Annotated in this window: 21 protein-coding genes and 1 pseudogene; 10 read left to right on the forward strand and 12 right to left on the reverse strand. The window is 63.1% G+C overall.

Annotated features, from left to right (window positions below):
* Positions 1–9: 9 nt before the first annotated feature.
* The 4 genes from BG83_RS0100885 to BG83_RS0100900 form a co-directional block, all read right to left on the reverse strand.
* Positions 10–462, reverse strand: a complete 453-nt coding sequence (locus tag BG83_RS0100885) for a DUF192 domain-containing protein (RefSeq protein WP_024974947.1) — start codon at positions 460–462, stop codon at positions 10–12.
* A gap of 90 nt (positions 463–552) precedes the next feature.
* Entirely contained in the window at positions 553–1,893 is a 1,341-nt protein-coding gene (locus BG83_RS0100890) for a cytochrome-c peroxidase (RefSeq protein ID WP_024974948.1), read from the reverse strand.
* Positions 1,890–3,404: a metallophosphoesterase gene (locus BG83_RS0100895; RefSeq protein ID WP_024974949.1), complete on the reverse strand. Its 1,515-nt coding sequence runs from the start codon at positions 3,402–3,404 to the stop codon at positions 1,890–1,892. Before BG83_RS0100895 ends, BG83_RS0100890 begins: the two co-directional genes overlap by 4 nt.
* 186 nt (positions 3,405–3,590) lie before the next feature.
* Positions 3,591–3,803, reverse strand: a complete 213-nt coding sequence (locus BG83_RS0100900; RefSeq protein ID WP_004631913.1) for a hypothetical protein — start codon at positions 3,801–3,803, stop codon at positions 3,591–3,593.
* 386 nt (positions 3,804–4,189) lie between these two features.
* Between BG83_RS0100900 and BG83_RS29780 the strand changes: the two genes are divergently transcribed.
* Both BG83_RS29780 and icd read left to right on the forward strand, forming a co-directional pair.
* Entirely contained in the window at positions 4,190–4,510 is a 321-nt protein-coding gene (locus BG83_RS29780; RefSeq protein WP_235193142.1) for a hypothetical protein, read from the forward strand.
* Between the two features lie 262 nt (positions 4,511–4,772).
* Positions 4,773–6,023 (forward strand): NADP-dependent isocitrate dehydrogenase, encoded by a 1,251-nt coding sequence (icd, locus tag BG83_RS0100910; protein WP_024974950.1) that lies wholly within the window; start codon positions 4,773–4,775, stop codon positions 6,021–6,023.
* A gap of 94 nt (positions 6,024–6,117) precedes the next feature.
* Here icd and BG83_RS0100915 read toward each other — a convergent pair whose 3' ends face one another.
* Positions 6,118–6,525, reverse strand: a complete 408-nt coding sequence (locus tag BG83_RS0100915) for a hypothetical protein (RefSeq protein WP_152543657.1) — start codon at positions 6,523–6,525, stop codon at positions 6,118–6,120.
* Between the two features lie 66 nt (positions 6,526–6,591).
* Positions 6,592–7,044, reverse strand: a complete 453-nt coding sequence (locus BG83_RS0100920) for a pyridoxamine 5'-phosphate oxidase family protein (RefSeq protein WP_024974952.1) — start codon at positions 7,042–7,044, stop codon at positions 6,592–6,594.
* 946 nt (positions 7,045–7,990) lie between these two features.
* Here BG83_RS0100920 and BG83_RS0100930 point away from each other — a divergent pair.
* From BG83_RS0100930 to BG83_RS0100950, 6 genes and pseudogenes are all read left to right on the forward strand, one after another.
* On the forward strand, positions 7,991–8,308 hold the full coding sequence (locus BG83_RS0100930; protein WP_024974954.1) for a hypothetical protein: 318 nt from the start codon (positions 7,991–7,993) through the stop codon (positions 8,306–8,308).
* 318 nt (positions 8,309–8,626) lie between these two features.
* Positions 8,627–8,800 (forward strand): annotated as a pseudogene (gene cydP, locus BG83_RS30080) (cytochrome oxidase putative small subunit CydP); the annotation flags it as partial.
* 34 nt (positions 8,801–8,834) lie between these two features.
* Positions 8,835–10,391 (forward strand): cytochrome ubiquinol oxidase subunit I, encoded by a 1,557-nt coding sequence (locus BG83_RS0100935; RefSeq protein ID WP_024974955.1) that lies wholly within the window; start codon positions 8,835–8,837, stop codon positions 10,389–10,391.
* A gap of 10 nt (positions 10,392–10,401) precedes the next feature.
* Complete coding sequence (cydB, locus tag BG83_RS0100940; protein WP_024974956.1) at positions 10,402–11,544, forward strand: cytochrome d ubiquinol oxidase subunit II; 1,143 nt, start codon at positions 10,402–10,404, stop codon at positions 11,542–11,544.
* A 23-nt stretch (positions 11,545–11,567) separates the two neighbouring features.
* Positions 11,568–11,696, forward strand: a complete 129-nt coding sequence (gene cydX / locus BG83_RS28475; RefSeq protein ID WP_024974957.1) for a cytochrome bd-I oxidase subunit CydX — start codon at positions 11,568–11,570, stop codon at positions 11,694–11,696.
* On the forward strand, positions 11,693–11,980 hold the full coding sequence (locus tag BG83_RS0100950) for a cyd operon YbgE family protein (RefSeq protein WP_024974958.1): 288 nt from the start codon (positions 11,693–11,695) through the stop codon (positions 11,978–11,980). Before cydX ends, BG83_RS0100950 begins: the two co-directional genes overlap by 4 nt.
* A gap of 4 nt (positions 11,981–11,984) precedes the next feature.
* Here the strand turns inward: BG83_RS0100950 and BG83_RS0100955 are convergent, their stop codons facing one another.
* From BG83_RS0100955 to BG83_RS0100965, 3 genes are all read right to left on the reverse strand, one after another.
* Positions 11,985–12,605: a DUF4126 domain-containing protein gene (locus BG83_RS0100955; RefSeq protein WP_024974959.1), complete on the reverse strand. Its 621-nt coding sequence runs from the start codon at positions 12,603–12,605 to the stop codon at positions 11,985–11,987.
* Between the two features lie 78 nt (positions 12,606–12,683).
* The gene (locus BG83_RS0100960; RefSeq protein WP_024974960.1) at positions 12,684–13,139 is read right to left on the reverse strand and encodes a DUF2501 domain-containing protein; all 456 of its coding nucleotides are present in this window, start codon (positions 13,137–13,139) and stop codon (positions 12,684–12,686) included.
* 189 nt (positions 13,140–13,328) lie between these two features.
* A complete protein-coding gene (locus BG83_RS0100965; protein ID WP_004631953.1) occupies positions 13,329–13,532 on the reverse strand; it encodes a cold-shock protein in 204 nt (67 codons plus the stop codon).
* Between the two features lie 575 nt (positions 13,533–14,107).
* On the opposite strand from BG83_RS0100965, the gene clpS reads away from it, so the two are divergent.
* On the forward strand, positions 14,108–14,434 hold the full coding sequence (clpS, locus tag BG83_RS0100970) for an ATP-dependent Clp protease adapter ClpS (RefSeq protein ID WP_024974961.1): 327 nt from the start codon (positions 14,108–14,110) through the stop codon (positions 14,432–14,434).
* Complete coding sequence (clpA, locus tag BG83_RS0100975; protein WP_024974962.1) at positions 14,431–16,719, forward strand: ATP-dependent Clp protease ATP-binding subunit ClpA; 2,289 nt, start codon at positions 14,431–14,433, stop codon at positions 16,717–16,719. The genes clpS and clpA overlap by 4 nt, the downstream gene beginning before the upstream one ends.
* Before the next feature lie 69 nt (positions 16,720–16,788).
* Here clpA and dut read toward each other — a convergent pair whose 3' ends face one another.
* The 3 genes from dut to coaBC are packed head-to-tail and all read right to left on the reverse strand — an operon-like array spanning position 16,789 to position 19,480.
* Positions 16,789–17,235: a dUTP diphosphatase gene (dut, locus tag BG83_RS0100980; RefSeq protein ID WP_024974963.1), complete on the reverse strand. Its 447-nt coding sequence runs from the start codon at positions 17,233–17,235 to the stop codon at positions 16,789–16,791.
* Entirely contained in the window at positions 17,232–18,278 is a 1,047-nt protein-coding gene (locus BG83_RS0100985) for an LLM class flavin-dependent oxidoreductase (RefSeq protein ID WP_024974964.1), read from the reverse strand. Before BG83_RS0100985 ends, dut begins: the two co-directional genes overlap by 4 nt.
* Positions 18,275–19,480, reverse strand: coding sequence for a bifunctional phosphopantothenoylcysteine decarboxylase/phosphopantothenate--cysteine ligase CoaBC (gene coaBC, locus BG83_RS0100990; protein ID WP_024974965.1), 1,206 nt, complete (start codon positions 19,478–19,480; stop codon positions 18,275–18,277). The genes BG83_RS0100985 and coaBC overlap by 4 nt, the downstream gene beginning before the upstream one ends.
* Positions 19,481–19,596: the final 116 nt, after the last annotated feature.

A 19,596-nucleotide genomic window follows, 5' to 3' on the forward strand; every position in this document is an offset into this window, starting at 1 on the left:
GTGCCTGTTTTAGCGGGGCAGCCCGCCCACCTTCATGCCAGGCTTGACGCCCTTGCGTGCGAACCAGCCCTTGTTCATTTCCAGCGCGTAGCTGCCGGCCCGGGTGGGGCAGTGGTTGTCTTCGGTCTGCGGTTTCATCTCGGCAATGTCGGAGATGGTGCCGTCGTCGGTGATGAAGGCGATGGACAGCGGCAGGTCGGTGTTCTTCATCCAGAAGCAGTGGCCGGCGGATTCGTCAAACACGAACAGCATGCCGGCGGTGTCGGGCATGGTCTTGCGGAACATCAGGCCGGTCTCGCGCGTTTGCGGGGTGGCCGCCACCTCGGCTTTGACCTTGTACATGCCGATGGTCAGGTCGGCCACGGGCAGGCCGGTATTGGGGGCGGTGGGCGTCTGGGCGAGCGCACCGGTGGCGGCAACGGCCAGCGACAGGGCGGCAAAGAAGCGGGACAGGGTGGTCATGGCGCGAACGGGTCGGAAAAGAAACGCTCCATGATCGGCACTCGGCTAGCCGGCGTCAATGAGACGGCGGCCGGCCGGGCGACGAAGTTGTTACCGCGTATTGGGGCTGGGGGCGGCTTGGTGCTCGACGGCAACCGTTTTGGCACCTGTCTTGGGCGCATGCGCCGAGCGCGCCTTGTCCGCCGCCGGATCGGGCATCAGCGCCACATAACGCGCATCGGTAAGCGTGCGCAGGAACGCAACGATGTCGTCGATCTCGTCTTCCATCAGCGCAGGCGTGGTGCCGGGGCGGCGGTTCATCGGCACGGCATTCACGTTGATGTTGCCCTGGTATTTGGCAGGCACATCGTTGAAACGCTTGCCGCCGGGGTACCACTGCGCGGGGTCGGTCGAGCGCGTGGCATAAAACGCCACCGTGTCGCGCAGCGTACGGAACACGCCGTTGTGCATGAACGTCTGGCGCACCGCCACATTGCGCAGGCCGGCCGTGCGGAAGTAGCCGCACCACTGGTCGGGCTCAGGCCACTTGAGCTTGTGGGCAGTCTGGCACAGGCCCACGTCAAAGTGGCGTGGGTCCTTGTTGGCGGGCAGCAGCGGATTGCGGGGCACAGCGATGGCGTCGTAGCCGAAATCCGTAAAGAGCGAGCGCTCCGGACGTGACGACGATTCCACCATCAGATGGCACGACGCGCAGTTGCCTTTGTCCGGATTGCGGAACAGGGCGAGGCCGCGCATCTCGGCAGCGGAAAGCGGCGTGCGCTTGCGCAGGAAGTCGTCGAAGCGCGAGGTGAACGGTGCCAGCTCGTCGCTCTGGAAATAGGCCTCCAGCGCCTTGCCCAACAGGCCGACAAGGCGCTCGGGCTCACGCACCGCATCGGCGCCGAACTGCTTCTCCAACGCTTGGTCCAGATCGGTGCCGGCCACCTTGCGCCGCAGGTCGCGCGCTGAACGGTTGCCCATTTCGTCCGGATTGAACAGCGGGCCGCGAATCTGTTCCGGGATGGAATCTGCCCGGCCATCGGCAAAGAAGCCGCCAAACGGCGACGGGAAGCTCGCGTCGTCGTCCTGGAAGAAATAGCGATGCGGGATGTAGCGCAGATACAGCAGCGACGGCGCATTGCGTGCCGCCACATGCCCGGGGCGGCTGCCGGCCGGCACGCCGATGCGCAGCGCCTCGCCCTTGAGCGTGGGCGCGAAGGCGCGGCTCGGGTCATGGCACGCCGCGCACGAGGTGCCTTGCGGCTCCGACAGGCGCGGGTCAAAAAACACCCGCTTGCCGAGCGCGACGAGGTTCGGGTCCGGCTTGAACGCGGTCGACTCGGCAGGCGGCGGCACCGCGTCCAGCTTGGGCGTCATGCCGATCGATTCTGCCACCGCCGCACCCGAGAAGAGTGCGGCGGCAACCCACAGCGCGGTGCTCAGGCGCCTCAAGGTGCAACGAAGCCCGTCTTGTCGCACACCAGGCTCGTGCCGTTCTGCGTGCAAGTTGTCAGCAGCTTGCCGGCCACGGTGTAGGCCTTGAACAGCCAGCCCTTGGCGGGTGCGGCCTGGCGGTCCATCACCATGAAGCCGAACGAGTTGTTGTGCGAGATGCTGCCGACCGTCACACCCGAGGCCGGGCTGACGGCCGGGAACGGATCGGGCAGGGCCACGTCCAGCGAATCGCCGGCGTTGCCTGCAACGATGGTCGCGGGGTGGTTGCTGGTGAAGTTGATGGCCTGGAAGTCATGCACGTGGCCGTGCAGTGCGACTTGCACGCCCGGCGGGTAATACGCCGTGGCGTTCAGACTGTTCATGACCGACAGCAGCGCGGCATTGCCGCCCAGCGGCGTGCTGCCTGCGATGGGCACGAAGCCCAGGATCGGGTGGTGATTGGTGAAGATCGACATCACGCCCGGCTTGGCGGCGAGCGTGCCCACCGTGCTGAACTGCTTCTGGTACGTCTGGAACCACGGGTCGGTCGTCGCCAATGCCGTCGTGCCTGCCTTGGCTGAATCGAACACGATGACCTGCGTATCGCTGCCCAGGGCGACGGCGTACGGGTCTGAGGTGTTGGCAGCCGTGTCGTTGGCCGGGTTGTCGCACGAGCGGTCGGCCGAGTACGGGCGCGGATCCAGGAAGCGATACCAGCCTTGGCCAGCACGCGCGCATTCCTCGTGGTTGCCGCGCACCAGCACCCACGGGGCCGCGGCCATCAGCGGGGCGGCGGGCTGGAACAGGTCAGCCTGCCACGTATCCCAGCCGTAGCCCCACGGGCTGCCCTGGCATCCGGCCACGTCGGGCGGGCAGGCGTTTTCGCGGTAGTGATAGTCGCCCACGTGCAGCACGAGGTCGGGGTTCATCTTGGCGGCCGTGGCGGCAGCGCTGGCAAACGGCCACGACAGCGGGTCGTTACACGACTGGAACGTGTTGCTGGACTTCTTCATGCGGCAGCCGGTGTCCGCCAGGATCACCACGCGCTGCGGGTTCGCCTTGGGCAGGGGCAGCACGCGCGCGCCGATCGACGCGGCCTTGGCCGTGGATGCCACCGTGGCTTCGCAGGCGTTCACAGGGAAGGACGAGGCTTTCGAATCGCTGGCGGCGCTGGCCGTGGTGCGCTGTGCGGGGGTGCCGGCAGCCACGCGCAGCGTCATGCGCGTGGAGGTGCCGTCCACCGTCAGCAGCGGGCAGACCGAGCTGTCGACGGGCGAGGCGCTGTTCGTATAGCTGGTGACAGCGCGCACGACAGCCTGGTTGCTGTCGCCAATCTCCACCCAGGCGGCCTGGATGTTGGCGTCAGCCGTGGCTGCATCCGACGGCGTTGCCGTCGACACCGGCGTCGAGTCGGACGACGAGCCACCGCAGCCGGCAATCACGGCCGCAGCGGCCAGCGCGGCAAGAGAGAGCATCGTGAACACGGTGCGTTTTCGTCGCACCGGAGCGAACATCGATCGGAATTCCATTGCGCCATCCCTGTTTCTTGTTGTGGGGAACGGGCAAGGTACTCAAGCTTGATGGCGCTATTTTGACAGCCCTGCATGCGTGCCCGGGATTTCCGTTCGGCTGGCGAGGGCGAAAAAAAAGCAGATGCATAAGCATCTGCTTTTTCTGTATCGGCCGAGCCGCGTGGGCCCGGCAGAAACACAAGCTTATTGCTTGGCGGCGTCAGCAGCCGGAGCCGAAGCGTCAGCAGCCTTCTTGGCAGCCTTCTTGTGGTGGTGCTTCTTGGCCTTCTTGGCCTTCGGAGCAGCCTTTTCGGCAGCAGCCGGAGCAGCAGCTGCGTCAGCAGCCGGAGCGGAGGCTTGAGCGAACACACCGGTGGCGAACAGGCCGGCGATCAGGGCAGCGATCAGCTTCTTCATGGTGAATCCTTTTATAGATCAGTGAGTTAACCAACGACCCGCTAAATGAGTCATCTGCAATAACGCAGGCCGTTACAGGCGCGTTGACACGTTGCACTGAATTTTTTGTGGGAACCGACAGAAGCCTCCGCGCTTCGTGATCCGCGATGTGGCGCATGGCGCGCTGCGCAAGAAAGATGCCCGCTACCGGACGTGCAGCGCCCGCGTTTCGGACCGATCTGATTGGACGGCGGCGCCCGCACCTAGAGAATGCGAGCCGATTTTGCTCAAGGCTTGCCGTGTCTCTCCCGTCGTCATCTTCCCGCCCTACCAAGCCCGCCTCGCCCGTTCCGCCGGCCCGGCTCCAGCGCCGCGATTTCGTCCTGGGTTGCGGAGCGTTGATTGTGTTGGGCGCCTTGCCCGGCTTCTGGCCTCCTTCGCACGGCGCTTCCGCCCTCGACGATTTCATGCTCGTGTCACAGACGATTTCCGGCGCGCCGCTGGATCGCCACGCAGGACTGTCTTGTTTCAGCCATTTACACCGGACTGACGATCGCTTGATCGAACACATCGCGGCGCTCGCGTGGTTGGTCCGCCGGCATCCGGACCTGGATGGTGCGGGTCTGGTCCGCTTGCTTGATGCCGGCAACGCGCTCGATCTGCGTGCCGCGCTGGCCCAACTGGTGGATGCCTGGAGCGCTTTCGGCGGGATGCGGATCCTGCCTTGATCGATGCCCGCGCGCAGGGGCGGAAGTATGGCGGATGGTGAAATTTTCCGGCATAATGCGAAATTCACTCTTGTGTCTTATATAAGAGTTGCGGCTTGCGCCAGATGCGAGATTTTGTGCGGTGCATCGTGAGCGCGTCATCGTAGGCCGTTAGAATCGCCAGTTCATTGCAGCGCGCCACGCCGGCCAACCCGTGAGCGGCACGCTGTGCTGTCAACCCCCACCGTCCACCCGCTACCTGCGGTCTGCACTGGAGTCGTCCATGTATCAACACATCAAGGTCCCGGCCGGCGAGAAGATCACTGTCAATCAAGACTTCTCCCTGAACGTTCCGAACAACCCGATCATTCCTTACATCGAAGGTGACGGCACCGGCTTCGACATCACCCCGGTGATGATCAAGGTGGTGGACGCGGCGGTTGAGAAGGCTTACAAGGGCGAGCGCAAGATTTCCTGGATGGAAATCTACGCCGGCGAGAAGTCGACCAAGGTGTACGGCCCGGACGTGTGGCTGCCGGAAGAAACCCTGCAAGTCCTGAAGGACTACGTGGTGTCGATCAAGGGCCCGCTGACGACGCCGGTGGGCGGCGGCATCCGTTCGCTGAACGTGGCGCTGCGCCAAGAGTTGGACCTGTACGTCTGCCTGCGCCCGGTGCGCTACTTCAAGGGCGTGCCCTCGCCGGTCAAAGAGCCGGAGAAGACCGACATGGTCATCTTCCGCGAGAACTCGGAAGACATCTACGCCGGTATCGAATTCGAAGCCCAGAGCGACAAGGCCAAGAAGCTGATCAAGATTCTGCAGGACGAGTTCGGCGTCAAGAAGATCCGCTTCCCGGAAACCTCGGGTATCGGCGTCAAGCCGGTCTCGAAGGAAGGCACGGAGCGCCTGGTGCGCAAGGCCATCCAGTACGCGATCGACAACGACAAGCCGTCGGTCACGATCGTGCACAAGGGCAACATCATGAAGTTCACGGAAGGTGGTTTCCGTGACTGGGCCTACGCGCTGGCACAGAAGGAATTTGGCGCCGAGCTGATCGACGGCGGCCCGTGGTGCAAGTTCAAGAACCCGAAGACTGGCAAGGAAATCGTCGTCAAGGACGCAATCGCCGACGCCTTCCTGCAGCAGATCCTGCTGCGTCCGGCCGAGTACTCGGTGGTGGCAACGCTGAACCTGAACGGCGACTACATCTCCGACGCCCTGGCTGCACAAGTTGGCGGTATCGGTATCGCCCCGGGTGCCAACCTGTCGGATTCGGTGGCGATGTTCGAAGCCACCCACGGCACGGCTCCGAAGTACGCAGGCAAGGATTACGTGAACCCGGGTTCGGAAATCCTGTCGGCCGAAATGATGCTGCGTCACATGGGCTGGACGGAAGCCGCTGACCTGATCATCTCGTCGATCGAGAAGTCGATCCTGTCGAAGAAGGTCACGTATGACTTCGCCCGTCTGCTGGAAGGCGCGACCCAAGTGTCGTGCTCGGGCTTCGGTCAAGTGATGATCGACAATATGTAAGCATGTCACTCGCGGTTCCGGCCGCGATGGATATGAGAAACCCCGGCAGCTTCGGCTGACCGGGGTTTTTTTCTGCCGAGAAGGACGCGCTTAACTACCCGCTGGACTGAATTCGCTGATGACTGGCCTGCAGGAATGGAAAGCTGGCGAAGCAAAGTTGGGCCGCTAGCCCGATCGCTCCTGCCACGGACCAGAAGCCAGCAAAGTACTCCGCCACAGTCCTATTGAAGAAGAGCATGGCGGTTGCAAGCTCAGCAAGCATCAAGACGGCAAAGGCGATTGCCCCCATCAGCAATGCTCCGCCAGGATCGCTCAGCAAGCCGTGTTTGCTTGCGGTCCATCTCGATAGTCTCCAGCTCACGGCCAGCATGAGCGGCGCTTCCAGCAATACGGCGACCGCATCTCCCAAGCGCGGGGCAAGCAGCAGGACACGGATCGCTCCCAGGGCAAAGCCGATCAAAAAAACAATCAATGCATAGACGCAGCCAGCTTTGGCACACACTACCAACCTGACCCGCCTACAAGCGCACCGCGTCATGGTGTTCCGTGCCCACTTGTTGAATCTTGCTCAGCAAGCGACAAGATCGGTATGCCCGAAGCCCTTCGAATAGTCGAGCACGGAAATCATTGTCGGCGTGACGCGAAATATCCGGACTTCCTCGGGGGACGGCATCGGCATTGGCAGTGCAACCTGTTCCGGGTACTTGAGCGGAAGCATGCGCAAGACCTTTTCCGCCTCGGCATGATCGGTCACAGGCCGCGCATGCGCCGCCATGGACAAGCCCGCAATCGTCATCAGGTCTGAAGTGTCGTGATCGATCGTGAGCGAGACTCGATCATCTCGGGCCAGATTGGCTGCCTTCTGACTTTCCAGGCCGCAGAGGAAGTAGAGCGTCAGTCCCTCGTTCACGTAGCCTACGGTTGTAGCCTGTGGCCAGCCGTCCGGTCTTAGCGTGGCGATCGTCATGATCCGGTGCTGATCCAGCAATCCCAGTATCTGTTTCTTGATCTGCTCGTTCATGGGCTGCTCCTCAAATTCAGGACAGCCTCAGCATCGGCCACTGGGTGATCCGCTGCTTGATGTGGATCAACGGCAGATCGCGACCGACTTCGCCACGGCTCCCCCGCTGACGACGAGTGCAGTAGCGCAGTCAATCTTGTGATCGAGTGCTGGTTTGCGGGCGACTTGCACAACATGATCGAACCTCGCGGCTTCGGCCATGGGGCGTCACCCCGAGGGGAGTACGTAAATTGGCGGGCGAGCCCAGGCAAGCCGCGGGCACCGACGCTGCAACATCGGCACCAGCAGGCCGTCATGCGCCTGGCTCGCCCATAAAGTCAGCGTTGTTGATCCGGGTGGTTTGGCGTATCCGCCGCGCTTGTGGCGCGCGGCTTGTCGGCGGCGTTGCGGCAGAACGCCGTGCGCAGAAACTCACGCGCAGAGCAAACGCCTTTTTGATATTCGCTGAGCGAATCGCCAGCCGGGGAATCGACGGATTGGGAGATCGAGCGGGTCAGGGCATTCCTCTTCATCTGATGAACGGAACCGCGCCCAACCCTGGGAGGAGGGGTGGGCGAGCACAGGCAAGGTGGAAAACCGAGGTATAGCGATCGGCACGGCCGAAGCCGTTCAAGCCTGGCTCGCCCCAGGAGGGAGACGAAGCCAAGCCATAGCGTTTGAGGACAAGCACCTATGCTCGGCGCTTGCCCGCTATACCCGAGGTTTCCACACCTCGATCGTTTTCTCTATGGCACCGAAAGCGATGGCGCAGAGTGTACTGATGGCCGCTTCGTCTGAGCAGGGGCGAAACTATAAATCAGAATTTGCTGACGTCCGGCGCCAATGCCGCCCGGTGTGCCCTGTTGGGTGACTGGTCTCTCGGTTTCCTGTTGGCCCGGCAACGTCGCCGAGCACTCCCGCAAAGCCCGGCGTACACTAAAAAACTACTCAGTACGGGAGAAAAATCATGCCCGAGGCCGACCCCAAGAGCACTTTTCGCGGGCTTCCATTGACCCCCGAACAAGATGCTGAGATTCGTCACTACATAAAGCAAAAGACGCACCGAGGCGAGCCATGGGACACGCCCGAGTTGGGTGCCATGCTCGACGATATGCTGGAGCCTCCTCCCGGCGACCTGGAGGAGTCGGATGAATTCCTGGCCGAAGAGCGAGGCGAAATAGAACGCGCGGCCTCCTCGATTGATGAGGCAATGGATCCGATTGAGGCCAGCGAAGAACTGAACGCCGCGAGAGAATCCGAGGCCATGAAGAAGCCGCAGCGCTAGAGGTCGGCGACTGTTGGATGTCAGCTGTCGCTGACATGCCAGTTTCCGTTGCCGGAAGGTCAAGCGTTGTTGTGCCAAATGCGAAAAACCCGGCAGCTTCGACAGTGGAGTGGCCGGCGTCTTTTTGACCGTCGAAGCTATGCGAGTCCATCTCGTGCTGTGCGGCAAGCGCCAGGAGTCACGAAAACGCTGTCGACGGCGGCCCGCCCAAGCGCCCGATACCTCACAAATCCCCTCAGGAATGGTTTGTCACTCCTTCCATCCATGACTAGACTGAATCACATGTGACTTTCTTTGCCACTGGCGGAACCCCCGCCGATGGCACCGACGCGTGCCAAGTCTCGTCTGCCCGTGAGCCCCAACGACCGCCGACTCGTCCGCCATCTGCTGATCATCGTCGCCATCAAGCTGGTGGTGCTGAGCGCGCTGTGGTGGGTGTTCGTGCGAGACCACCGGGTGCCGGTCGACGCCGAGCGGGCCGCTGATCGACTGATCGTGACACCGTCAGCAGCGCAGGGAGGCAACCGTGATTTCCGAGCATCTTGTCGATCTGTCCCGGCTGCAGTTCGCGGCCACGGCGATGTACCACTTCCTGTTCGTGCCGCTCACGCTGGGCATGGTCTGGCTGCTGGTCATCATGGAGAGCGTCTACGTGATGACCAACAAGGTCATCTGGAAAGACATGACGCGCTTCTGGGGCAAGCTGTTCGGCATCAACTTTGCGCTGGGCGTGACGACGGGCATCACGCTCGAATTCCAGTTCGGCACCAACTGGGCGTACTACTCGCACTACGTGGGCGATGTCTTTGGTGCGCCGCTGGCCATTGAAGGGCTGATGGCGTTCTTTCTGGAATCCACCTTCATCGGCCTGTTCTTCTTCGGGTGGGATCGCCTTTCCAAGACGCAGCACTTGCTGGTGACGACGCTGATGGCGATCGGCACCAATCTTTCCGCGCTGTGGATTCTGATCGCCAACGGCTGGATGCAGAACCCGGTCGGCGCCGAATTCAACTGGCAGACCATGCGCATGGAGATGCACGACTTCTGGGCCGTGGTCTTCAACCCGATCGCGCAGGCCAAGTTCGTGCATACCGTGTCGGCGGGTTACGTGACGGGCGCGATGTTCGTGCTGTCGATTTCGAGCTGGTACTTGCTGCGCGGCCGCGATGTGGAATTCGCGCGACGCAGCTTTCGCGTGGCGGCTGCGTTCGGCCTAGCCAGCGTGTGCTCCGTGATTGTGCTGGGCGATGAGTCCGGCTACACCGTGGGCGAAGCGCAGCAAACCAAGATGGCCGCTATCGAGGCCATGTGGGAGACCGAGCCCGCGCCGGCCAGCTTCAACGTGATTGCATCGATCAATCAGCGCGAGCAGAAGAACGACTGGGCGGTCGAGATTCCGTGGGTGATGGGGCTGATCGGCACGCGCTCGGTGTCCAAGCAGATTCCGGGCATCCATGAGATCAAGGCGCGCAATCGCGGCCGAATCATGAGCGGTATCGAGGCTGTGGCCGCGCTGGAAACGGTGCGCCAGCATCCGGGCGATGCGGCGGCGCTCCAGACCCTGCAGATCCATCAGCAAGACTTGGGCTTTGGCCTGCTGCTCAAGAAATACGTGAGCGACGTGCGGCAAGCCACGCCCGAGATGATCGACAAGGCTGTCGACGATACCGTGCCGCGCGTGTGGCCGATGTTCTGGGGCTTTCGCGTGATGGTCGGGTTGGGTTTCCTGATGTTGGCGCTGTTTGGCCTCTCGTTCTGGAGCACATTGCGGCCGCAGCGCAAGGCACCGGCATGGCTGCTGCGCTGGGCGCTGTGGATGCTGCCCGCACCGTGGATCGCCATCGAACTGGGTTGGGTGGTAGCAGAGTACGGCCGTCAGCCGTGGACCATCTACGGCGTGCTGCCCACGCATCTGAGTGTGTCGACGTTGAGCGAGGCAAGCCTGTATGGCTCGCTCGCAGGCTTCATCGGTTTCTACACGCTGCTGTTGATCGTTGAGATGTACCTGATGATCCGGTTCGCGCGTCAGGGGCCGGGCAGCCTCGGCACTGGCCGCTACGCTTTCGAAGCCGCCCACGCTTGAGGAGAACGCCATGTTCGACTACCCAACCCTCAAGGTCATCTGGTGGCTGCTCATCGGTGTGTTGCTGATCGGCTTTGCCATCATGGACGGACACGACATGGGCGTCGGCACGCTGCTGCCGTTTGTCGGCAAGACCGACGACGAGCGCCGCGTGATGATCAACACCATCGGCCCGCACTGGGATGGCAACCAGGTCTGGTTCATCACGGGCGGCGGTGCCATCTTTGCCGCGTGGCCGCTGGTATATGCCACCGCGTTCAGCGGGTTCTACTGGGCGATGCTGGCGGTGCTGTGGGCGCTATTCTTCCGGCCGGTCGGGTTTGACTATCGGAGCAAGATCCACAATGCGACGTGGCGCAAAGTGTGGGACGTGGGCCTCTTCATCGGGGGCGCGGTGCCGCCGCTCATCTTTGGCGTGGCGTTCGGCAATCTGCTGCAGGGCGTGCCGTTTCACTTCGACAACTTCATGGTGGTGACGTACACCGGCACGTTCTGGCAACTGCTGAATCCGTTTGCCATCCTGACGGGCGTGGTGTCGAGCGCGATGATCACCATGCATGGCGGCATCTACCTCGCCCACCGGACGGAGGGTGCTGTCCAACAACGCGCCACCAATGCTGCCACTGGCGCGGCCATCGTCGCGGTGGTGGCGTTTATTGCAGCCGGCGCATGGTTGCACGCCGGCAGCATCGAAGGCTTCGTCATCACCTCGGCTATCGACCCCGCGGGGCTTGCCAACCCGATGGCCAAGACCGTCGCGCGTACGGCTGACGCATGGTGGCGCAACTATCAGAAGCAGCCGTTGTTGTGGGCGTTGCCGGCAATTGGCGTGATTGGCCCGCTGCTGGCCGTCGTGCTGTCGCGGGCGGGGCGCACGCTTATTGCGTTTGTGCTGTCGTCGCTGGGGCTGGCGGGCATCATCACGACGGCCGGGGCATCGATGTTCCCGTTTGTGCTGCCTTCATCTAGCATGCCCGGCGCCAGCCTCACGGTGTGGGACAGCGTTTCCAGCCACTTCACGCTTGGCCTGATGTTCTGGGCGGCGATCATCTTTACGCCCATCGTCATCGCCTACACAAGCTGGTGCTACCGCGTGATGCGCGGCAAGGTGACGGTCGAACACATCCGCGCCAACGAGCACTCGGCTTACTAACCACGGCACAGGAGCGCAAATCCATGTGGTACTTCAGTTGGGTCCTGGGTGTCGGCTTTGCAGTGCTGCTGGCGGTGCTCAACGCAATGTGGGGTGAGGTGAGCGACGACCGCGCGGCCAACGCGAACAATCCGAACCCGGACCGCGAGTGAGCACAGCGAACGTGAACGCCACCGACAAGCCGCGCATCCATGCCGCCAGCTTGGCCGCAGGGTTGCTCGTGATGGCGGTGGGCACGGTGTATCCGTACATCCTCGCCAATCGCGACGGGCATGCCGACCACGGTCTGGCCATACTGCTGTTCTGGGCGATGAGTGCGGGGCTGGTGCGCGGTGTGGGGTTTGTTCCGCGCAACAAGGTCTGGCGCGTGCTGTTTTCCGGGTGGGCCTGCGCGCTGGCCCTGACGCTGTTCGGGCTGCTGCGCGCCTTTGGATAGCGCCTTAGCGCGGCAGCCGGGTGGTGCCGGCCGGCGGCGGTTCAGACGAACGCCCCCGCAGCGCATCCCGCACGCGCCGCACGCCGCGCCACAGCTTGGGCAGTAACCATACCGATACCAACAGCAGCAGCCCCAGGACCACCAAGAACGCAACTGGCAGGAAAAATGCCATCAGCAAACCACCGCTGGCGGCCACGTCTTCACTGAACGACGCCACCCAGTTCGAGAACGGTTCCGGCGACGTGTTGATCAGCGCCCGCGTGCCAGCCTTGGTGGCATGTGCCGTGCCGGCCAGCGTCCCGCCAATCAGTCCTGCAGCCACCATCCATTGCGGATCGAGCTGCCCGAAAGCGGCCGCAGCCAGAATCGCGCCCGCAGGCACGCGGATGAAGGTCTGAATGCCATCCCAGACGGAATCGAAACCGGGAATCTTGTCGGCGAGGAATTCCGCCACGGCCAGCACGCCGGCCAAGCCGATCACCCACCACGATTCCAGCATCTGCAGGCCGGGCGGCAAATGCAGCCAACCCGTGCGGCCGAGCACGCCGGCAGCAAATACGGCCAGATAGAGACGGAATCCGCTGGTCCAGGACAGCCCGGCAGCCAGCGCGGCAGTTTCCAGCATGTGGCTCCTTGGGGCGGAGAGGGCAGACGAACGGCCAGTCGATATTGCAGTGTAGTGCGCGCTCGCCTGCGCCGCGGCCTAAAGCAGCGATTTGCCCTGCGACAGGATCTTGTCGCAAGCCTGTTTGGTGATCTGCGACTTGATGCTGCTCAGGTCGAATTTGTTGCCATCCGAACTCGTCAGGATGCCCTTTGTGCCGTCGGTGTAACCCGGGTTCGACGCGGGCGCCCCGCCCAGCTTGCCGAGCAGCTTGTCCTTGACCGACGCTGCATCGGTTGCGCCGCCCAGGTAATTGTTCTTCATGCAGAATTCCAGCACGCCAGCCACATTGCCGGTGCTCCCTGACGTCAATGACCCGAGTGACGGCACACCGCCCAGGCTGCCGATGTTGCCAAGGCCACCAGTGGCGCCCTGGCTGTTGCCCTGCGTGGCCCCTTTGATGAGGTCTCCGATCTGGGCGTGGGCGGCAGCAGGAAGTAGCACGGCAATCAGCAGTGTGGCCGTGGCGGCGGTGCGGGTCAGATGATGTTTCATGCGCGGGGCTCCTTGAAATGACACGGGGATCATCCTTACCGTAGCGCACAACGCACTGAAATGACGTGTTGCGCCCGATGAGGTATCTCCGTCATTGTCTGGCGCCGCGGCAACAAAAAACCCGGCACATCGCCGGGTTTTTTGCATTTGGACACCGTCGCCATCTGGCGCGGTGCCGCGCAACGCCAATCAGGCAGCCTGAATGTTGGTAGCCTGCTTGCCCTTCGGGCCTTGCGTCACTTCAAACGAGACGCGCTGATTTTCCTTGAGCGTCTTGAAGCCAGCCATCTGGATGGCCGAGAAATGCGCAAACAGCTCTTCGCCGCCTTCGTCAGGCGAGATGAAACCGAAACCCTTGGCGTCGTTAAACCATTTGACCGTACCGAGTGCCATGAAAACCCCTCCGTTAAAACACAAGTCCGAGCCGGGAGGTATGCCTGTCGGGGCAGTGCAGAGCGGTACCGCGCAGTCATCGCCCGGTCGCCGGCCTGCACGGCACGACGAATGGCGCGGGTGGAACCGCGCCGCAAGCGATCGGTCTTCTTGTGGCAAACGCCACAGCCTGAAGCGGTTGTCGATCTGTTGTCGACTGGTGTGAGGCCTCCCGGGCTCACCATTCATGCGGCTCGCTGCCAACGGTTTGCGGGGCAGTAGGGCGCACATGCTGAATTCGATTGTTCGAGGAATGTAAGAGACTGTCAAGGCTACAAAGGGTGGGTTTGTGGCGAAAAACGGTCAATTTCTGAAGAGGATTTGCTCGAAATCCGGCCGATCGCCTCCAAGTATGGAAAACGATTGGCTTTGCAGGCGCGGAGCTTGCGCCGGTTCCAGCCAGCTCGGAGGCGGTAAAGCGCTTCGCGCCCGAGGGCTGACGGACGCACGCGGCACGGGCCAAACCGTTTGTAGACCTTGAAGTCGGTGTTATTTCCCCAAATTGCGAACTCGAAAGGAGTGGTTAGAATAAGACCATGGCAATCCGGCAAGCGACCACTCCACAACACGATGCAGGCACCGTCCTGGAGCGGAAAGAGCAAGCGCTCAAACCGCCCGCGATGTACAAGGTGCTGCTGCTCAACGACGACTACACCCCGATGGAATTCGTCGTGATGGTTCTTCAGCAGTATTTCAGCAAAGACCGGGAGACCGCCACACAGATCATGCTGACTGTGCATCGGGAAGGTAGGGGCGTGTGCGGTATCTACACACGGGATATCGCCGCGACGAAAGTGGAATTAGTGTCAACCCATGCACGGCAAGCGGGGCATCCGCTGCAGTGCGTGATGGAGGAAGCATGATCGCGCAAGAACTGGAAGTCAGCCTGCACATGGCGTTTGTCGAAGCCCGGCAGGCTCGCCACGAATTCATTACGGTGGAGCATCTGCTGCTTGCGCTGCTGGACAACCCGACGGCCGCGGAGGTGCTGCGCGCCTGCGCCGCCAACATCGAAGACCTTCGCACGCATCTGAAGAACTTCATCGCCGACAACACGCCTGTGGTGCCCGGCACGGACGAGGTGGACACGCAACCCACGCTGGGTTTCCAGCGCGTGATCCAACGCGCCATCATGCACGTGCAATCCACGTCTAACGGCAAGAAGGAAGTGACGGGCGCGAACGTGCTGGTCGCCATCTTCGGCGAGAAGGATTCGCACGCGGTGTACTACCTCCAGCAACAGGGCGTGACCCGGCTGGACGTCGTGAACTTCATCAGCCACGGAATTCGCAAGGACCAGGCTGAGCCCGCCAAGCAGGGCGAAGGCAACCCCGAGGGCGAAGGCGGCGACGGCAAGGAAAGCCCGCTTGAGCAGTTCACCCAGAACTTGAACGCGCTGGCCAAGGCCGGCAAGATCGATCCGCTGATCGGTCGCGAGCAGGAAGTCGAGCGCGTGGTGCAGGTGCTGTGCCGTCGGCGCAAGAACAACCCGCTGCTGGTGGGCGAGGCCGGTGTCGGCAAGACCGCCATCGCCGAAGGCCTGGCATGGCGCATCACCAAGGGTGAAGTGCCGGACATCCTCGCGAAGTCCGTCGTCTACTCGCTCGACATGGGCGCGCTGCTGGCCGGCACCAAGTACCGCGGTGACTTCGAACAGCGCCTGAAGGGCGTGCTGAAGTCGCTCAAGGACAACCCGAACGCAGTCCTGTTCATCGACGAGATCCATACGCTGATCGGCGCAGGCGCCGCTTCGGGCGGCACGCTGGACGCAAGCAACCTGCTCAAGCCGGCACTGTCCTCAGGCGCGCTCAAGTGCATCGGCGCGACGACGTTCACGGAATATCGCGGCATCTTCGAGAAAGACGCAGCGCTGTCCCGCCGCTTCCAGAAGATCGACGTGGTGGAGCCGACAGTTGACCAGACCGTGCAGATTTTGCGTGGCCTGAAGTCGCGCTTTGAAGAGCACCACGGCGTGAAGTACGCGTCGTCGGCGCTCACGGCTGCGGCTGAATTGTCGGCACGCTTCATCACCGACCGCCATTTGCCGGACAAGGCGATCGACGTGATCGACGAAGCCGGTGCTGCGCAGCGCATCCTGCCGAAGTCGAAGCAGAAGAAGACGATCGGCAAGGGTGAGATCGAAGACATCGTCTCGCGCATCGCCCGCGTCCCGCCGCAAAGCGTGTCGCAGGACGATCGCAGCAAGCTGCAGACGCTGGAGCGCGATCTGAAGTCGGTGGTGTTCGGGCAGGACCCGGCCATCGATGCGCTCGCTTCGGCCATCAAGATGTCGCGTGCTGGCCTGGGCAAGACGGACAAGCCGATCGGCTCGTTCCTGTTCAGCGGCCCGACGGGCGTGGGCAAGACCGAAGTTGCCAAGCAGCTCGCGTTCATCCTGGGCATCGAGCTGATCCGCTTTGACATGTCGGAGTACATGGAGCGCCATGCGGTGAGCCGGTTGATCGGCGCGCCTCCGGGCTACGTGGGCTTCGATCAGGGCGGTCTGCTGACGGAAGCCGTGACCAAGAAGCCGCACTGCGTGCTGCTGCTGGACGAGATCGAGAAGGCACACCCGGATATCTTCAACATCCTCCTGCAGGTGATGGACCACGGCGCGCTGACGGACAACAACGGCCGCAAGGCGGATTTCCGCAACGTGATCATCATCATGACGACCAATGCGGGCGCCGAGACGATGAACAAGGCAACGATCGGTTTCACCACGACGCGCGAACAGGGCGACGAGATGGCCGACATCAAGCGCATGTTCACGCCGGAGTTCCGCAACCGTCTGGATGCGACCATCAGCTTCCGCTCGCTCGATGAGGAAATCATCATGCGCGTGGTCGACAAGTTCCTCATGCAGCTGGAAGAGCAACTGCACGAGAAGAAGGTGGACGCCATCTTCACCGAGAAGCTGCGGCGCTTCCTCGCGAAGAAGGGCTTCGACCCGCTGATGGGTGCGCGCCCGATGCAACGGTTGATTCAAGACTTGATCCGCAAGGCGCTGGCCGACGAACTGCTGTTCGGCAAGTTGACCAATGGAGGCAAGGTGGTCGTGGACCTGGACGATGCGGATGCAGTGAAGCTGGAATTCTCCGAGAACGAAGCGCCGCCAGCACCTGCCCAGGAAGAAGCGGAAGCTTGACGAGTTTGTCGCACCAAAGAAAAGGCCCGGAATCTCCGGGCCTTTTCTTGTTATGCGCGGGCGATGTTGTCAGTGGCGCCCGGTGCTGCCGAAACCACCCGCGCCGCGCTCGCTTTCTGCAAAGTCATCGACGATGTTCAGTTCGGCTTGCACCACCGGCACGATCACCAATTGCGCGAGGCGCTCCATCGGATTGAGCACGAACGCCGTGCTGCCGCGATTCCACGTGCTGACCATGAGCTGGCCCTGGTAGTCCGAATCGATCAGACCGACCAGGTTGCCGAGCACGATGCCGTGCTTATGGCCCATGCCGGAACGCGGCAGGATCAGCGCGGCATAACCCGGGTCAGCCAGATGGATGGCCATGCCGGTCGGGACCAGATGCGTGGTGCCGGGCTCGATGGTGAGCGGGGCGTCGATGCAGGCGCGCAGGTCCAGCCCGGCGCTGCCGGTGGTGGCGTACTGCGGAAGCTGTTCGTGCAGGCGGGCGTCGAGGATCTTGACGTCGAGTTTCATGCGGGGCAGGCCGAAGAGGTTGCAGAAGCCGGAGATGGTAGCGCAAACGCCTCGGCCAGCAGCTCATACGAGCGCAGGCGCGCCTTGTAGCTTGGTGCGACGGTCAGCACGATCAGTTCATCGGCGACGAAGCGCTCCTTGAGCGCGTGCATCTGCTCGGCCACGGAGTCAGGCGTGCCGATGATGCTGCGCGGCCGCTCGCGCATGACGATGGCCTGGTCGCGCTCGGTGTAGACGTGGGCTTCCCCTTGCTCGACGGTCGGGATCGGGCCGTTCGCGCCAAGTGCCATCTGCACGCGGCGCAGATCGACGGCGGCTTCATAGCGGCGCGCTTCCGCCTCGGTATCAGCCGCGATCACGAAGACGGCGGCGGCGCTATACGGGCGTGCGTCGTAGCCGGGCTCGAAATCCGTACGGTACTGCTGGGCGACGATGTGCCCGACGTGTGGGTTGATGAAGTGCGCGAACGCGAAACGGATACCCAGGCGCGCGGCCAGCGCACCGCCAAAATCGCTTGAGCCGAGCATCCACAGCTCCGGCTTGGTATCGATCTCGGGTTGCAGGAGGACGCCGTAGGCCGGGTGGTCCGGCGGCAGCGTACCTGTCAGGTGCCAGATCAGTTCCTGCACCTGCTGCGGGAAGATGTCGCCGCGGTTGTAGTCGCCCATGGCCACGGCCTGCGCGGTGCGCATGTCGCCGCCGGGTGCGCGGCCGACGCCCAGGTCGATGCGGTTGGGGAACAGCGCCTCCAGCAGGCGGAACTGCTCGGCTAGCTTGAAGGGGCTGTAGTAGGGCAGCATCACGCCGCCGGAGCCCACACGCAGGTGCTTCGTGGCGCTGGCCACACGGGCGATCATCACCTCCGGCGCGGGGTTGCTGACACCGCGCAGGCCGTGGTGCTCGGCACACCAGTAGCGCGTGTAGCCGAGCGAATCCGTGAGTTGTGCCAGATCGACCGTCGCGGCGATGGCATCGCGTGCGCTGTGACCGTAGATGACCGGGCTTTGGTCCAGGACGGACAGGCGGATCGGCGCGGCACTCATGATCGTGCCCCATGCACGCGGTCGGCGATGGCGGCGACGATCTGGCGCGCGAGCGTCAGCTTGTCGGCGCGCGGCAGGCGCGTGATGCCCTTGGCATCGAAGAGTGCGACTTCGTTGTCGTCGCGGCCGAAAGTCTGCTGGCCGAGGTTGCCCACCAGCAGGGGGATGCCCTTCTTCTGGCGCTTGGCCTCGCCGAACTCTTCCAGCCGCTCCGTTTCAGCCGCGAAGCCGACGCAGAACGGCGCATTCGCGCGGCGCGCCACAGCGGCGAGGATGTCCGGGTTCTGCGTGAACGTAAGTGCGGGTACGTCGGAGTCGTTCTGCTTCTTGAGTTTCTGTTCCGCGGCTTGTGCCACGCGCCAGTCGGCCACCGCCGCAACCGCGATGAAGATATCGTTCTTGGCAGCATCCAGCTCGTGCATGACGGCGTCGTGCATCTGCTGGGCGGTTTGCACATCAATGCGCAGCACGCCTGCGGGCGTGTCCTGATGGCACGGTCCGGCAACCAGCGTGACTTCTGCGCCGGCGTGCGCTGCCGCACGTGCCAAGGCAAAGCCCATCTTGCCGCTGGACAGGTTCGTGATGCCGCGCACGGGATCGATCGGCTCGAAAGTCGGGCCTGCGGTGAGCAGCACGCGGTGACCGCGCAGCAGCTTGGGCTGGAAGAAGCCGATGAGCTGCTCGACGATGTCTTCCGGCTCCAGCATGCGGCCGTCGCCAACTTCGCCGCAGGCCTGGTCGCCGGCGTCGGGGCCGAGCAGGGTGACGTCATCCGCGCGCAACTGCGCGGCGTTACGCTGCGTGGCGGGCGCGGCCCACATCTGCCGGTTCATCGCGGGCGCCACGAGCAGCGGGCAATCGCGCGCGATGCACAGCGTGGAGAGCAGATCGTCGGCCATGCCGTGCGCGAGCTTGGCCAGAAAGTCGGTGGAGGCCGGCGCGATGATGATGGCATCTGCCTCGCGCGAGAGGTCGATGTGCGGCATGTTGTTGCCGATGCGGCCGTCCCACTGTGACGTGAAGACCGGTCGCCCGGAAAGCGCCTGCATCGTCACCGGCGTGATGAAGTGCGCGGCGGCCTCGGTCATCACCACCTGCACGGTCGCGCCGGCCTTGGTCAACAGCCGCACCAGCTCGGCCGACTTGTAGCACGCGATGCCGCCGGTCAGGCCGAGCACGAAATGTTTGCCTTGCAGTTCCATAACAACCCGCTTGGGAATCCGATTGACGCAATATGCGCGGGCAGGATACAACCCGGTGCCCGGGCTTCCTGCTGAACAGTGGCGATGATACCGGCTTGCCCCGCGGTGCGTTTGGC

It is taken from the genome of Ralstonia pickettii (genome assembly GCF_000607165.1).
Taxonomy (GTDB): domain Bacteria; phylum Pseudomonadota; class Gammaproteobacteria; order Burkholderiales; family Burkholderiaceae; genus Ralstonia; species Ralstonia holmesii.